Here is a 15,104-nt window from a genome sequence, read left to right as displayed (position 1 = left end):
TCCAGCTAATTCTTAATCAGCTTGCTTACGCAGGAATGCAGGGATATCCAGGTAATCCGGTTCTTTAGTGGTCTGCGGCGTATTGTCGTTTACCACTTTAGCAGCCGGTTTCTGTTCTTGCGTCAGCGGCGCCATACCATGCTGCTGATAGCGATCCAGTGCAGGTTGCTGCGTCTGCTTGTTGGTCACCAGGGTGATCTCTGGACGCTTATCCATGCCGATACCGGTCGCCACCACGGTGACACGCAGTTCGTCGTTCATATCCGGGTCAAGGGAAGTACCGATAACCACGGTCGCGTTATCCGATGCAAACGCACGGATAGTATTACCCACGGTTTCGAACTCATCCAGACGCAGGTCGAAGCCCGCGGTGATGTTGACCAGAACGCCACGAGCGCCGGACAGGTCGATGTCTTCCAGCAGCGGAGAAGAGATAGCCATTTCAGCCGCTTCTTCCGCACGGTCTTCACCGCTTGCCACGCCGGAACCCATCATCGCATAGCCCATTTCAGACATCACGGTACGGACGTCCGCGAAGTCGACGTTCATCAGGCCAGGACGGGTGATCAGCTCTGCGATACCTTGTACCGCGCCTTTCAGCACGTCGTTCGCCGCGCCAAACGCGTCGAGCAGAGAAATACCGCGACCCAGCACTTTCAGCAGTTTGTCGTTCGGGATGGTGATCAGGGAGTCCACGTGCTTGGACAGCTCAGTAATACCCTGCTCCGCAAACGCCATACGCTTCTTGCCTTCGAAGTTGAAAGGCTTGGTCACGACGGCAACGGTCAGGATACCTAAATCTTTAGCCACTTCAGCAACCACTGGCGCTGCACCGGTACCGGTACCGCCGCCCATGCCTGCTGCGATAAACACCATGTCAGCGCCGTCCAGCGCAGCACGCAGTGCTTCACGGTCTTCATCTGCCGCATTACGGCCGACTTCCGGGTTTGCCCCAGCGCCCAGACCTTTGGTAATACCGCTACCGATCTGGATTGTCTGGCCAACCGCGGTTTTACGCAGTGCCTGCGCATCGGTGTTAACAGCAAAAAACTCAACACCTTCGATGCGTTCGCGCACCATGTGTTCAACGGCATTACCGCCGCCGCCACCGACGCCGATGACTTTAATCACCGCGTCGTTGGTCAGTTCCATAGGTTCAAACATAGTTTCTCTCCGTTTTGTGCCTGTCGCCCGAGACCGTGAATTGTGCATTGGTCTCTTTAAAAATTAAAACTCTTTGCGTAACCAGCTATTCAGTCGTTTGATCCACGATCCGACCGATGCGGTGACGCGCTTTTCTACTTCTGCTTCACCACTTAAGTGGGACTCTTTCCCGTAGTGCAGCAGGCCCACTGCCGTTGAATAATACGGCTCCTGGGCATAGTCCGTCAGACCAGTAATATTCAGCGGCGCACCGATACGAACCTGCGTATGGAACACTCGCTGCGCGCAAGCCGCTAACCCTTCAATCTGCGCTGCGCCACCGGTCAATACAATCCCCGCCGCGAGATGGTGTTTGACACCCTGCTGACGAAGCTGTTCCTGTAACTGTAAAATCTCTTCATTGACGAGGTTCAGCAACTCGGTATAACGCGGCTCAATGACCTCTGCCAATGTCTGGCGCTGCAGGCTACGCGGCGGACGACCGCCCACGCTTGGCACTTCAACGCTCTCATCTTTGCCCACAATGGAGCCCAGCGCGCAGCCGTGGCGCACTTTAATCGCTTCGGCATCGCTTGGCGGTGTGCCGAAGGCATAAGCGATATCGCTGGTTACCACGTTCCCTGCATAAGGGATAACTTTGGTATGACGCAGCGCGCCGCCGGTGTAGACCGCGATATCCATTGTACCGCCACCGATATCCACGACGCAGACACCCAGCTCACGTTCGTCTTCCGTCAATACGGAATAACTTGAAGCCAGACCGGCGAAAATCAGCTGATCAACTTTAAGACCGCAACGCTCTACCGCTTTGACGATGTTTTTCGCCATGTCGTTGTGACAGGTAATCAGATGTACCTTCGCCTGCATACGCACACCGGATAAGCCTACCGGGTTTTTGATTCCTTCCTGGTAATCAATTGCGTATTCTTGCGGAATTACGTGCAAAACACGATGTTCATCACGTACGCGAACGGATTTCGCCGTGTGAACGACGTTCTCGACGTCTTCCAGCGTGACCTCTTCTTCTGAGATAGGCACCATACCAATCTCATTTTGACAGCTAATGTGCTTACCGGAAAGCGCCAGATATACAGAAGAGATCTGGCAATCCGCCATTAACTCCGCCTGATCGATAGCGCGCTGTACGCATTTCACTACCGACTCAAGATCGTTAACCCCGCCTTTATCCATACCTCGGGATGGGCAACTGCCGACCCCAATGATATTAATCACTCCGTCGGGCAGAACTTCCCCTACTAAAGCGGCCACTTTTGCAGTGCCGATCTCCAGTCCAACTACCAGTTTTCTGTCCGTCGCCTTGATCATTGTTGTTCTGCCTGTGCCTGATTCTGTTGTTGATTAGTGTCCGCCGCAGGAGCAGGTTCCCAGCCTACTGCCGCCCCCGAGTCATAACGCAAGTCAACATAACTAATCCGATTACCGTCTGTTTGCGCCTGCTGTTGTAGAACCGGATACAGTTCTAAAAAACGTTCCAGCCGCTTCATCGTATCGCCCCGTCCCAGATTCAGCTTGATACCGTTATCAAGCGTCAGCTGCCACGAACGGCGCGCGGTCATCGCCGCAACCTTCAACGTGAACTTCCCTTTCGCGAGCATCGCTCCCATGTCGTGATAGCCCTGCAATACTTCGCTTGCACTACCTTCAGGGCCATAGAGCATAGGTAAATTCTGCTTGCTGGTTCGATCGGCGGGTACGCTGAAGGCATTCCCCTCGGCATCTACCATGTGCTGATCATTCCAACGCGCAATGGGCACATATTCAACCAGATGAATCTTCAATTCGTCCGGCCACTGCTTTCTGACGCTTGCCTGTTTAATCCACGGCAGGCGTTCAATTTGACTCTGAACGATGTTCACGTCCTGAGTCATAAAGGTTCCCGGCGATCCCAGAGCCAGAATGGACTGTCGAATATCATCGTTACGCGTGTAATGACGATCGCCAGTCACCACCAGTTTTGAGATGGGCAAACGTTGCGCATCTTCCATCCAGCCCAGCACGACCCAGCCGCTAACGAACACGGTACACAACACCGCCAGCAGGAAGATAACTCCCACCAGATGCGTTCCATTATTGCGCCGTGAAGCAGCGTACTCTTCTTCTTCACGGTTCCGCGTATTCAGCGCAGCCTGCGACATATCACCCCGCCAGGTCCAGAATTCGTACTACCAGTTGCGAGAAGCTCATTCCCGCCTGACGCGCCGCCATCGGCACCAGACTGTGGCTGGTCATCCCCGGAGAGGTGTTCGCCTCCAGCAGATAATATTGACCATCGCTGTCCTGCATGACGTCAATGCGACCCCATCCACGGCAGCCTAAAACTTTCCAGGCTTTCAGTACTAAAGACTGCATTTCCGATTCCTGGGTGGGTTCCTCACAACCAGGGCAGAAATATTTCGTCTCATCAGAGAGATACTTCGCCTCATAATCATAGAAGGTTCCGGCAGGTTGGATGCGAACTGTCGGCAAAATTTCTTCACCGAGTACCGCTACCGTAAATTCTGGCCCACTGAGCCATTTTTCTACCAGAACTTCGTCATCATGTTGAAACGCTTGCGTTAACGCTTCAGCCAGGTCGCCACTCTCGGTGACTTTCGACATCCCGACGCTTGAACCTTCGCGGCTCGGCTTAACGATAAGCGGCAGTCCGAGTGCGGAAATCTGCGCCTGAACCTCGCTGGAAAGCCCGCTATTAAAGGCTTCGCGCTCGACGGCAACCCAAGGAGCAACCGGTAATCCCGCGCCCTGCCACAGCAATTTGCTGCGCAGTTTATCCATCGAAATAGCTGAAGCCATCACGCCGCTGCCGGTATACGGAAGCTTAAGCAGTTCCAGTAACCCCTGAAGCGTGCCATCTTCACCGCCGCGACCATGCAGCGCAATAAACACTTTCTGAAAACCCATATTTTTCAGTTGGGTAACATCTGTCTCTTTCGGGTCGACCGCATGCGCATCAATGCCCGCTTCGCGAAGACCGGCCAGCACCGCCGTGCCGGAGTTTAACGACACGTCGCGTTCGGCAGAAGTTCCGCCCAAAAGAACCGCGATCTTATCAGCCATGACGCGGTTCCTCCTGAGTTTGCGGCTTCAGTTTGATTTCAGCTAAGTTACGCGCAATTTTACCAATATTTCCGGCGCCCTGAATTAAGACAAGGTCATTACCCGTCAGTACTGATGCCAGCATTTCCGGGACCTGAGACGTATCGGAGACCAGAATGGGGTCCACTTTTCCACGCCCGCGAATGGTGCGGCACAGCGAGCGGCTATCAGCCCCTGGAATTGGTGCTTCACCCGCCGGATAGACATCCAGCATCAGCAGGGCATCTACCTGAGTCAGTACGTGGGCAAAATCATCGTACAGGTCACGCGTACGGGTATAACGGTGCGGCTGGAATACCATCACCAGCTTTTTGTCCGGCCAGCCAGCACGAGCGGCTTTGATGGTCGCATCCACTTCCGTTGGGTGGTGACCGTAGTCGTCCACCAGCAGCGCGGTACCTCCTTTACCGTTAACCTCTTCCAGCGGGAACTCGCCCAGGAAGTCGAAACGACGGCCGGTGCCCTGGAAACTTTCCAGCGCGCGCAGGATAGCGTCGTCTTCAATACCCTCTTCCGTCGCAACCGCAACCGCAGCAGCGGCGTTCAGGGCGTTATGGCGGCCCGGCGCATTCAGCGTCACGCGCAGGTCTTCTTTATCCTGGCGCACCAGCGTGAAGTGCCCCTGCGGGCCAATCTGCTGGTAGTTTTCTACGCGAACGTCCGCGTCATCACTGAAGCCGTAGGTGGTGGTCTGGCGGCCTACGCGTGGCAGAAGTTCACGGATAACCGGATCATCAACACACATCACTGCACGACCATAAAACGGCAAGTTGTGCAGGAAATTAATAAACGTCTGCTTTAAATTTTCGAAGTCGCCCTGGTAGGTATCCATGTGGTCAGCTTCGATGTTGGTGACAATCGCCACCATCGGCTGCAGATGCAGGAACGACGCGTCGCTCTCATCGGCTTCCGCAATCAGGTAGCGGCTGTGGCCCAGACGCGCATGCACGCCTGCGGCTTTCACCAGGCCACCGTTGACGAAGGTCGGGTCCAGCCCGGCTTCCGCGTAAATGCTGGCGACCATCGCGGTGGTCGTGGTTTTACCGTGCGTCCCGGCGATAGCAATGCCGTGACGAAAACGCATCAGCTCCGCCAGCATTTCCGCGCGGCGAATCACCGGGATTCGCGCCTCGTGTGCGGCGACGATTTCCGGGTTATCGGCAGAGATAGCCGTTGAGACCACCACCACGCTCGCATCGCGAACGTTTTCCGGGCGGTGGTTGAAATAAATCGTGGCGCCCAATTTCGTCAACTGCTGCGTCACCGGGTTCGGTGCCAGATCGGAACCGCTGATCTGATATCCTTCGTTGGCCAGTACTTCAGCAATACCGCCCATACCGGCGCCGCCGATGCCAACAAAGTGAATGTGCCGGACGCGACGCATCTCGGGCACAATAGAACGCAGTTTCGCCAGTTGTTGTGTATTCATTCTCTAAACGCCATCACTTCTGAAATTCGGGCGACGCAAATGCGCCGCGATGATTAAGCCTTTGCAGCCAGGCTTACTTCTTTTGCTACCCGCTCGGTAGCGTCCGGGATGGCCGTCGCACGTGCACGCTCAGCCATCTCTAATAATGTGTTGCGATCCCAGCTTGCCAGCGTGTCCGCGACCGCCTGAGCCGTAAACTGCGGCTGCTCAAAGATCTTCGCTGCGCCGGCTTTCTCCAGCGGCAGCGCATTCCAGTACTGCTGGCGGTCTTTATGCTGGAACGGGACAAAAATCGCCGGCAGACCTGCCGCCGCAATCTCGCTCACTGTCAGCGCGCCGGAGCGGCAGACCACCACATCGGCCCACGCGTACGCTTCGGCCATATCATCAATAAATTCGGTCACTTTATGCTGCGGCTGACCGGCATCGGCGTAGGCCTGTTCAACGGTTTGTTGACCGCCTTTTCCGCTCTGGTGCCAAATTGTTACCGCATCACCCAAACGCTGCGCAACCTGTGGCAGGGTCTGGTTCAGAACGCGTGCACCCTGAGAGCCACCAACAACCAGCACGCGGACGGGGCCATCGCGGCCTGCCAGGCGTTGTTCCGGCAGCGGCAGCGCCAGCACATCAACGCGTACCGGGTTGCCAACCACGTCGGCATGCGGGAACGCCCCCGGGAAAGCCTGCATCACTTTGGTGGCAATCTTCGCCAGCCATTTGTTGGTGAGCCCGGCAATGCCGTTCTGCTCATGCAGAACAACAGGGATACCCAGCGACCACGCAGCCAAACCGCCTGGCCCAGAGACGTAACCGCCCATTCCCAGCACCACGTCCGGCTTAAAGCGTTTCATGATCGCGCGTGCCTGACGCCAGGCATTGAAAATACGCATCGGTGCCAGCAGCAGCGCTTTCACACCTTTGCCGCGCAGCCCGGAAATATGGATAAAATCAATCTCGATGCCATGTTTTGGCACCAGGTCGGCTTCCATACGATCTGCGGTTCCCAGCCAGCGCACCTGCCAGCCCTGATCCATTAAATGGTGAGCGACCGCCAGCCCCGGGAACACGTGTCCGCCGGTACCGCCCGCCATCACCATTAACCGCTTTGTTTGACCGCTCATCGAGAACCTCGGGTAAACGCCTGGGCTTTTTCCAGACGCGTTTCATAATCAATTCGTAATAAGAACATGATGGCCGTCGACATAATCAGAAGACTGGAGCCACCGTAGCTTATCAACGGCAGGGTCAGGCCTTTTGTCGGTAACATACCGGCAGCTGCCCCTACGTTTACCAACGCCTGGAAGCTGAACCATACGCCGATTGCGCAAGCCAGGAAGCCAGAAAAACGTTGGTTGATCTCCAGCGCTTTGCGACCAATGGACATGGCGCGGAAAGCGACGAAGAATACCATTAAAAGTGCCAGTACCACACCGATATAACCCAATTCCTCGCCGATGATGGCGAAGATGAAGTCGGTATGCGCCTCCGGTAGATACTCCAGTTTCTGCACCGAGTTACCTAACCCCTGGCCCCACATCTCGCCACGGCCAAAGGCCATCAGCGATTGAGTCAGCTGGTAACCGCTGCCAAACGGGTCTTCCCACGGGTTCCAGAAGGAGGTCACGCGGCGAATACGATACGGTTCGGCAAGGATCAGCAGGACGACCGCGGAGATCCCCATGCCGATGATGGCAATGAACTGCCACAGCTTGGCGCCCGCCAGGAACAGCATCGCCAGCGTTGTCACAAACAGCACCACCACGGTACCAAGATCGGGCTGCGCCAGCAGTAAAATCGCCAGTACGAAGATAACGCCCATCGGTTTTAAGAAGCCGCGCAGGTTGTTGCGCACCTCATCGGCTTTACGCACCAGATAGTTGGCGATATAGCAAAACAGCGACAGTTTGGTCAGTTCGGCAGGCTGAATACGCAGCGGACCGAAAGCAATCCAGCGCGATGCCCCGTTAACCGAGCTACCGACGACCAGTACAATCAGCAACATACCAATAGAGGCAATCAGCATGAACGTACTGTGCTTCTGCCAGAACGACATCGGCAGCCGCAGCGTTACCAGCGCCATCAAAAACGCCAGCAGAATATAAAGGCCGTCACGCTTGGCAAACAGGAAAGGATCGTTCGCCAGACGTTGACCCACCGGCATTGAAGCCGAAGTCACCATAATAAAACCAATCGCCGCCAGGCCCAGGGTCAGCCACAGCAGCGTGCGGTCGTACATAATCAGGCTATCGGTGTCTTTCTCCCGAGAGCCCATCACCCAGCCCTTAAGCGCGGCAAACATCCAACCAAACAGCCATGCGAAAACGCGCATGCCCGGCAGACGCGGCAGCCTCAGTTGAGGCAGTCTCAGGCGCGGGAGCGATAAACGCATCAACCTAACTCCTTCGCCAGGCGAGCAAACACGTCACCGCGCTGCTCAAAGCTTTTAAACTGGTCGAGGCTGGCGCAGGCCGGAGACAGCAGCACCATATCGCCCGCTTTCACCTGCGGCGCAATCAGGCGCATTGCCTCTTCCATGGTTTCCGTTTGGGTAGCGATTTCCGGGCGCAGCGCGGCCAGTTCACCGCCATCGCGGCCAAAGCAGTAAAGACGAATGTTATCGCCGGTCAGGTAGCGTTGCAGCGGTTCAAAGTCGGCCGATTTGCCGTCACCACCCAGCAGCAGATACAGCGTACCCGCGACGTGCAGACCGTTTAAGGCGGCTTCAGTGCTGCCGACGTTGGTCGCTTTCGAGTCGTTAATCCAGCGCACGCCGCGGTGGTCGAGCACAATCTGGAAGCGGTGAGCCAACCCGGTAAAGGTGGTCAGCGCCTTCAGGCTGGTCGCGCGCGGCAGGCCAACGGCATCCGCCAGCGCCAGCGCCGCCAGGGCGTTGCTGTAGTTATGCTGCCCGGTAAGCGGCATCTCTTTGACGTTCAATACTTTTTCGCCTTTCACGCGCAGCCAGGTTTCCCCCTGCTGGCGGTTCAGGTGATAGTCACCCACGTCCACGCCGAAGCTCACGCAGCGCTCGTCCGCGCCGCGCACCGGCATGGTCAGGCCGTCATCGGCGTTCACGACGCAGACTTTAGCGTTTTCATAGATACGCAGCTTCGCCGCACGGTACTGCTGCAGCCCCAGCGGGTAGCGATCCATATGATCTTCGGTGACGTTTAGAATTGTTGCCGCCGCAGCATGCAGGCTGGAGGTGGTTTCCAGTTGGAAGCTGGAGAGTTCAAGCACGTACAGCTCACGAGCCGGGTCCAGCAGCATCAGCGCTGGCAGGCCAATGTTGCCGCCGACACCAACATTCACGCCTGCCGCTTTCGCCATTTCACCAATCAGCGTGGTCACCGTGCTTTTACCGTTGGAACCGGTAATCGCCACGATAGGCGCCTGTGCTTCACGGCAGAACAGTTCGATGTCGCCGACAATTTCAATGCCCGCATCCGCGGCACGGCTCAACGCCGGGTTTGCCAGCGCCATACCCGGGCTTGCGACAATCAGGTCGGCTGCCATCAGCCAGTCTTCGTTCAGCCCGCCGACATAACGCTCTACCGCTTCCGGCAGTTTATCCAGACCGGGTGGCGTCGCTCGGGTATCCATCACGCGTGGCGTGATGTTCTGCGCGAGGAAAAAATCCACGCAGGAAAGCCCGGTCAGTCCAAGACCAATAATGACGACGTTTTTACCCAGGTAATCTGCCATGATTAACGTACCTTCAGCGTTGCCAGGCCAATCAGCACCAGCATCAGCGAAATAATCCAGAAGCGCACGATAACGCGCGGTTCCGGCCAGCCTTTCAGTTCATAGTGGTGGTGAATCGGCGCCATACGGAAGATGCGCTGACCGCGCAGCTTGAAGGAGCCCACCTGCAGAATTACCGACAGGGTTTCAACCACAAAGACACCGCCCATGATCACCAGCAGGAACTCCTGACGCAGCAGCACGGCAATAATGCCCAGCGCGCCGCCCAGTGCCAGTGAGCCGACATCGCCCATAAAGACCTGTGCCGGATAGGTGTTGAACCACAGGAAGCCGAGTCCCGCGCCAACAATCGCCGTACAAACGATCACCAGTTCACCCGCATGACGCAGGTAAGGAATGTGCAGATAGCTCGCAAAGTTCATGTTACCGGTCGCCCACGCCACCAGCGCAAAGCCCGCCGCCACGAAGACGGTCGGCATAATGGCCAAGCCGTCGAGGCCATCGGTCAGGTTAACGGCGTTGCCGGTACCGACGATAACGAAGTAAGCCAACAGGATGTAGAGCAGGCCCAACTGCGGCATGATGTCCTTGAAGAATGGCACCACCAGTTCGGTAGCCGGTGTATCTTTACCGGCAAGGTACAGCGCAAAAGCCACGCCCAGTGCGATCACCGACATCCAGAAGTATTTCCAGCGCGCGATAAGCCCTTTGGTGTCTTTACGAACCACTTTGCGGTAGTCATCAACGAAACCGATAATGCCGTAGCCAATCAGCACCGTCAGCACGCACCAGACGTACGGGTTTGACGGATAGGCCCACAGCAGCACGGAGACCGTGATCGCGGTCAGGATCATGATTCCGCCCATCGTCGGGGTACCGCGTTTACTGAAGTGAGATTCAGGACCGTCGTTACGAACAACCTGACCAAACGACATTTTTTGCAGACGGGCAATCATGCGCGGGCCCATCCACAAAGAGATGAACAGCGCGGTCAGCAGGCTGACGATGGCGCGAAACGTCAGATAGGAAAAGACGTTAAAGCCGGAATAATATTTGACCAGATGTTCGGCCAGCCACACTAACATGTCCCGTTCTCCTGTAATGCGCGTACGACCTCTTCCATGGCGGCACTGCGTGATCCTTTCACCAGAATGGTGATAGTTTTATGTTCGTTAATCAGCGTTTTAAGGCGAGCAATTGCCGAGGTTTTATCGGTGAAGTGCTCCCCTGCCCCGCTGGCAGTGCTAATCGCCTGGCTTAATGTGCCGACGCTCAGAACTCGGTCAATACCCGCCGCTTTGGCAGCGTTTCCTACCTGGATGTGGCACGCTTCGCTTTCGGCGCCAAGCTCTGCCATATCGCCAACCACCAACACGCGGTAGCCCGGCATTTCAGACAGCACCTGCACCGCCGCCGTCATAGAACCGACGTTTGCGTTGTAGGAGTCATCCAACACCAGTTGGTTGTCCGTCAGGTGAATCGGGAACAAACGCCCCGGCACCGCTTTCAGCTGTGCCAGCCCGGCTTTCACCGCACTTAAGTCTGCACCAACAGCGGTTGCCAGTGCGGTCGCGGCAAGCGCGTTCGCGATGTTATGGCGACCCGGCAGCGGCAGCAGCACGTCGATGCTGCCGTTCGGCGTATGCAGCGTAAATTCAGTACCCTGCGAGGTAATACGAACCTCAGAGGCGTGGAAATCACTCCCCGCCGCATTGGGAGAAAAACGCCAGACGGTACGATCGCCAATCACCTGCTGCCAGTTGGCCCAGTCGTTGTTATCGGCATTCAGAATCGCAATGCCGCTGTCCGGCAGGCCGGTGAAGATTTCACCTTTCGCTTTCGCGACGCCCGCCAGTGAACCAAAACCTTCCAGGTGCGCAGCCGCTAAATTGTTCACCAGCGCCGCTTCCGGGCAGGTAAGGCCAACGGTCCAGGCAATTTCGCCCTGGTGGTTTGCACCAAGCTCAATCACCGCAAACTGATGTTCCGGCGTTAAGCGCAGTAATGTCATCGGCACGCCGATATCATTATTGAGATTACCTGCGGTATAAAGCGTGTTGCCGCACTGGCCAAGAATGGCGGCGGTCATCTCTTTTACCGAGGTTTTACCGGAAGAACCGGTCAGGGCCACCACGCGAGCAGGAACCTGCTGGCGCACCCAGGCGGCCAGTTCGCCAAATGCCAGGCGAGTATCGCTTACCACGAGCTGTGGTAGGTCGATATCCAGCTTACGGCTGACCAGCAGCGCGCCCGCGCCACCGTCTTTCGCCGTTTGCGCAAAATCATGCGCATCAAAACGTTCGCCTTTCAGCGCCACAAACAGACAACCCGGCGTTAATTTCCGGGTATCCGTGGTGACGTCTTCAATAAGGGAATCGCTGCCATAAAGCTCGCCGTTCAGAACGTTGGCAAGCTGGCCAAGCGTTACGCCAATCATGCCACCACTCCCAGCAGACGCGCTGCGGTAATACGGTCGGAGTAATCGAGACGACGGTTACCCACAATCTGATAATCTTCGTGGCCTTTGCCCGCCACCAGGACAACGTCATTCTCTTTCGCCTGCATGATAGCGTTGGTCACCGCTTCTGCACGGCCTTCCATCACCTTCACGTGGCCGGCATCGACCATGCCCGCAAGAATATCGTTAATGATGTCGCGCGGCTCTTCGGTACGCGGGTTATCGTCGGTGACCACCACCACGTCGGAGAACTCTTCGGCAATGGCACCCATCAGCGGACGCTTGCCTTTATCGCGGTCGCCACCGCAGCCAAATACGCACCACAGCTTGCCGGAGCAATGTAGACGCGCGGCCTGCAGCGCTTTTTCCAGCGCGTCTGGCGTATGCGCGTAGTCAACAACGACGGTCGGTTTACCCGGCGCGCTAAAGACTTCCATGCGCCCGCACACCGGCTGTAAACGTGCCGCGGTTTTCAGCAATTCAGCCAGCGGGTAGTCCAGCGCCAGTAGCGTTGCCAATGCCAGCAGCAGGTTACTGACGTTAAAAGCGCCCATCAGACGGCTTTCAATTTCGCCTTCGCCCCAGGAGGACTCAAAGCGGATAGTGGCACCGCTATCGTGGTAGTCCACCGCCACGGCTTTCAGCCAGCGGCCATGGCAGTTCGGATTAATATGGCCGTCCATGGAGACCGCCACCGCATCCGGTAGACGACCTAACCAACGACGTCCGACTTCATCGTCTGCGTTGACGATGGCTTGGCCACAGTGGTGAGTGGAGTAGAGCAGCCACTTAGCCGCTTCGTAATGCTCCATATCACCGTGGTAGTCGAGGTGATCGCGACTCAGGTTGGTAAATACGGAAGCTGCAAACTTGAGCGCAGCCACGCGGTGCTGTACCAGACCGTGGGAAGAAACTTCCATCGCCGTAACCGTTGCGCCCTGCTCAACCAATCCTGCCAGCACATGCTGTACATCAACGGCAGAACCGGTGGTGTTTTCCGTCGGGATGACTTTATCCAGCAGGCCGTTACCAACCGTACCCATCACCGCGCTGGTTTCGCCAAGCAGCTGGCACCATTGTGCAATCAACTGTGTGGTGGTGGTTTTACCGTTGGTCCCGGTCACGCCAATCAGGCGCAGGCTGTCGGAGGGTTCGTGGTAAAAACGCCCGGCCAGTGCCGATAAGCGCTCATTTAACTGGCTGAGGTAGATAACCGGCACACCGTGCATCTCGCGGATTTCACCGTCGGTTGCCTCATCTTTTGCCTCGGCTATAACAGCAGCGACACCTTGCGCAATTGCCTGCGGGATATAACGACGCCCGTCCGCCTGATGACCCACTACCGCCACGAACAGATCGCCCGATGCAGCCACACGGCTGTCGAGCGTCATCTCTCGCAGTACTCGCTCCGGCGCATTTGGCACCCACGGAGCGAGAAGGTCGCGCAAATTACGATCTGCCACCTGTACCCTCGCCTTGATTCGTTACTAATTCACTTTTATCGCCGCCCGTTGCCAGCGCATCCGGCTCAATGTTCATCGTGCGCAGTACGCCGCCCATGATGGCACCAAAGACCGGCGCGGAAACGGCGCCACCGTAGTATTTACCCGCCTGCGGGTCGTTGATGACCACCACCAGCGCAAAGCGCGGCTGGCTGGCTGGCGCAACGCCCGCGGTGTAAGCAATGTATTTGTTGATATAGCGTCCGTCCGGACCGACTTTTTTCGCCGTACCGGTTTTAATCGCGATACGGTAGCCTTTAATCGCCGCTTTCACGCCGCCGCCGCCAGGCAGCGCCACGCTTTCCATCATATGAACGACGGTGCGGACGATAGATTCCGGGAAGATGCGCTCACCGGGAACCGGCGGGTCAACTTTGGTTATCGACAGCGGACGGTAAATCCCGTAGCTGCCAATCGTTGCGTAGACACGCGCTAACTGTAACGGCGTTACCATTAGCCCGTAGCCGAAAGAGAAGGTGGCCCTCTCTATGTCAGACCACCGTTGTTTTTGAGGATATAAGCCACTGCGTTCTCCGACCAACCCCAAATTGGTCGCTTTTCCCAGTCCAAAACGTGAGTAAGTATCTACTAACGCTGAGGACGGCATCGCTAACGCTAGCTTGGAAACACCAACGTTACTCGACTTCTGTAGTACCCCGGTCAGGGTCAATTCGCTGTAGCGCGCCACGTCTTTGATTTCGTGGCCGTTAATACGGTAAGGGATGGTATTCAGTACGGTGTTTTCACGTACCACGCCGCGCTGAAGCGCGGTCATCACCACCATTGGTTTCACCGTAGAGCCCGGTTCAAACACGTCGGTGATGGCCCGGTTACGCATGGTATCTTTTGCCGTACCGGTAAAGTTGTTCGGGTTGTAGGACGGGCTGTTGGCCATCGCCAGCACTTCACCGGTGCTCACGTCGACCAGCACGGCGCTGCCGGATTCCGCTTTGTTAAACGCCACGGCGTTGTTCAATTCGCGATAAACCAGCGCCTGCAGGCGTTCATCAATGCTCAACGCCAGGTTGTGTGCAGCCTGGCTGTCGGTTGAGGAGATATCTTCAATGACGCGCCCGTAACGGTCTTTACGTACGATACGCTCGCCCGGCTGGCCGGTCAGCCACTTGTCAAAACTCTTCTCAACCCCTTCAATCCCCTGACTGTCGACGTTGGTGAAGCCAATGAGGTGAGCGGTTACTTCCCCTGAAGGGTAGTAGCGACGAGATTCTTCACGCAGATAAATCCCCGGCAGCTTCAGCTTTTTGATGTAGTCAGCCATGTCAGGGTTAACCTGACGCGCCAGGTAGATAAAGCGCATGCGCGGGTTGGTATTGATGCGGTTTGCCAACTGATCCAGCGGGATATTGAGAGCATCTGCCAACGCTTTCCAGCGGTTGTTCAGCACCACACCGCCTGCTTCGTGCAGCTCTTTCGGATCGGCCCAGATGGCTTTCACCGGTACGCTCACCGCCAGCGGGCGACCAGAACGGTCAGTAATCATGCCGCGGGAGGTAGAAACCTGCTGAACGCGCAGGGAGCGCATATCGCCTTCACGAACCAGCTTATCCGGGGCAATAATTTGTAGCCACGCCGCGCGTCCCAGCAGGAACGCGAGCGCCAGAAAAATACAGCCGCAAAGCAACGCAAAACGCCAACTGATAAAGTTGGCCTGTTCTTCCTGACGTTTTGGCTTATGCGTTTTTGCCGCTGGTTTCATGCGTTGCAATAA

12 protein-coding genes are annotated in these 15,104 nt (G+C 56.6%); all 12 read right to left on the bottom strand.

All coding sequences use genetic code 11. The annotated features are described in order from the left end of the window. Nucleotides 1-12 precede the first annotated feature (12 nt). Nucleotides 13-1,164, bottom strand: coding sequence for a cell division protein FtsZ (gene ftsZ, locus ACH1XZ_RS16515; protein WP_035893043.1), 1,152 nt, complete (start codon nucleotides 1,162-1,164; stop codon nucleotides 13-15). Nucleotides 1,165-1,227: 63 nt separating this feature from the next. Further along, nucleotides 1,228-2,490, bottom strand: coding sequence for a cell division protein FtsA (gene ftsA / locus ACH1XZ_RS16510; RefSeq protein WP_035893041.1), 1,263 nt, complete (start codon nucleotides 2,488-2,490; stop codon nucleotides 1,228-1,230). After that, nucleotides 2,487-3,320 (bottom strand): cell division protein FtsQ, encoded by an 834-nt coding sequence (gene ftsQ, locus ACH1XZ_RS16505; RefSeq protein WP_395596434.1) that lies wholly within the window; start codon nucleotides 3,318-3,320, stop codon nucleotides 2,487-2,489. The genes ftsA and ftsQ overlap by 4 nt, the downstream gene beginning before the upstream one ends. Nucleotide 3,321: 1 nt before the next feature. Further along, nucleotides 3,322-4,242 carry a D-alanine--D-alanine ligase gene (locus ACH1XZ_RS16500; protein WP_395596433.1) on the bottom strand — a complete coding sequence of 307 codons (921 nt, stop codon included), beginning with the start codon at nucleotides 4,240-4,242 and terminating at the stop codon, nucleotides 3,322-3,324. Then, on the bottom strand, nucleotides 4,235-5,710 hold the full coding sequence (murC, locus tag ACH1XZ_RS16495; protein ID WP_395596432.1) for a UDP-N-acetylmuramate--L-alanine ligase: 1,476 nt from the start codon (nucleotides 5,708-5,710) through the stop codon (nucleotides 4,235-4,237). Before murC ends, ACH1XZ_RS16500 begins: the two co-directional genes overlap by 8 nt. A gap of 53 nt (nucleotides 5,711-5,763) precedes the next feature. After that, a complete protein-coding gene (gene murG, locus ACH1XZ_RS16490; protein WP_395596431.1) occupies nucleotides 5,764-6,831 on the bottom strand; it encodes an undecaprenyldiphospho-muramoylpentapeptide beta-N-acetylglucosaminyltransferase in 1,068 nt (355 codons plus the stop codon). Beyond that, complete coding sequence (gene ftsW, locus ACH1XZ_RS16485; RefSeq protein ID WP_123650744.1) at nucleotides 6,828-8,099, bottom strand: cell division protein FtsW; 1,272 nt, start codon at nucleotides 8,097-8,099, stop codon at nucleotides 6,828-6,830. The genes murG and ftsW overlap by 4 nt, the downstream gene beginning before the upstream one ends. Further along, nucleotides 8,099-9,415 (bottom strand): UDP-N-acetylmuramoyl-L-alanine--D-glutamate ligase, encoded by a 1,317-nt coding sequence (gene murD, locus ACH1XZ_RS16480; RefSeq protein WP_395596430.1) that lies wholly within the window; start codon nucleotides 9,413-9,415, stop codon nucleotides 8,099-8,101. Before murD ends, ftsW begins: the two co-directional genes overlap by 1 nt. Nucleotides 9,416-9,417: 2 nt before the next feature. After that, nucleotides 9,418-10,500 carry a phospho-N-acetylmuramoyl-pentapeptide-transferase gene (mraY, locus tag ACH1XZ_RS16475; RefSeq protein WP_035893027.1) on the bottom strand — a complete coding sequence of 361 codons (1,083 nt, stop codon included), beginning with the start codon at nucleotides 10,498-10,500 and terminating at the stop codon, nucleotides 9,418-9,420. Next, nucleotides 10,494-11,852, bottom strand: a complete 1,359-nt coding sequence (gene murF / locus ACH1XZ_RS16470) for a UDP-N-acetylmuramoyl-tripeptide--D-alanyl-D-alanine ligase (RefSeq protein WP_395596429.1) — start codon at nucleotides 11,850-11,852, stop codon at nucleotides 10,494-10,496. Before murF ends, mraY begins: the two co-directional genes overlap by 7 nt. Continuing rightward, a complete protein-coding gene (gene murE / locus ACH1XZ_RS16465) occupies nucleotides 11,849-13,336 on the bottom strand; it encodes a UDP-N-acetylmuramoyl-L-alanyl-D-glutamate--2,6-diaminopimelate ligase (RefSeq protein ID WP_395596428.1) in 1,488 nt (495 codons plus the stop codon). Before murE ends, murF begins: the two co-directional genes overlap by 4 nt. After that, entirely contained in the window at nucleotides 13,323-15,092 is a 1,770-nt protein-coding gene (locus ACH1XZ_RS16460) for a peptidoglycan glycosyltransferase FtsI (protein ID WP_395596427.1), read from the bottom strand. Before ACH1XZ_RS16460 ends, murE begins: the two co-directional genes overlap by 14 nt. Nucleotides 15,093-15,104 lie beyond the last annotated feature (12 nt).

This window comes from Kluyvera chengduensis (assembly GCF_044197065.1).
Classification (GTDB): domain Bacteria; phylum Pseudomonadota; class Gammaproteobacteria; order Enterobacterales; family Enterobacteriaceae; genus Kluyvera; species Kluyvera ascorbata_C.
This window is presented reverse-complemented; position numbering and strand designations above follow the sequence as displayed.

Coding starts and splice junctions, on each gene's coding strand:
- murF (WP_395596429.1), bottom strand. CDS start 11,852: ATGATTGGCGTAACGCTTGGCCAGCTTGCCAACGTTCTGAACGGCGAG.
- murG (WP_395596431.1), bottom strand. CDS start 6,831: ATGAGCGGTCAAACAAAGCGGTTAATGGTGATGGCGGGCGGTACCGGC.
- mraY (WP_035893027.1), bottom strand. CDS start 10,500: ATGTTAGTGTGGCTGGCCGAACATCTGGTCAAATATTATTCCGGCTTT.
- ftsW (WP_123650744.1), bottom strand. CDS start 8,099: ATGCGTTTATCGCTCCCGCGCCTGAGACTGCCTCAACTGAGGCTGCCG.
- murC (WP_395596432.1), bottom strand. CDS start 5,710: ATGAATACACAACAACTGGCGAAACTGCGTTCTATTGTGCCCGAGATG.
- ACH1XZ_RS16460 (WP_395596427.1), bottom strand. CDS start 15,092: ATGAAACCAGCGGCAAAAACGCATAAGCCAAAACGTCAGGAAGAACAG.
- ftsZ (WP_035893043.1), bottom strand. CDS start 1,164: ATGTTTGAACCTATGGAACTGACCAACGACGCGGTGATTAAAGTCATC.
- ftsQ (WP_395596434.1), bottom strand. CDS start 3,320: ATGTCGCAGGCTGCGCTGAATACGCGGAACCGTGAAGAAGAAGAGTAC.
- murD (WP_395596430.1), bottom strand. CDS start 9,415: ATGGCAGATTACCTGGGTAAAAACGTCGTCATTATTGGTCTTGGACTG.
- ACH1XZ_RS16500 (WP_395596433.1), bottom strand. CDS start 4,242: ATGGCTGATAAGATCGCGGTTCTTTTGGGCGGAACTTCTGCCGAACGC.
- ftsA (WP_035893041.1), bottom strand. CDS start 2,490: ATGATCAAGGCGACGGACAGAAAACTGGTAGTTGGACTGGAGATCGGC.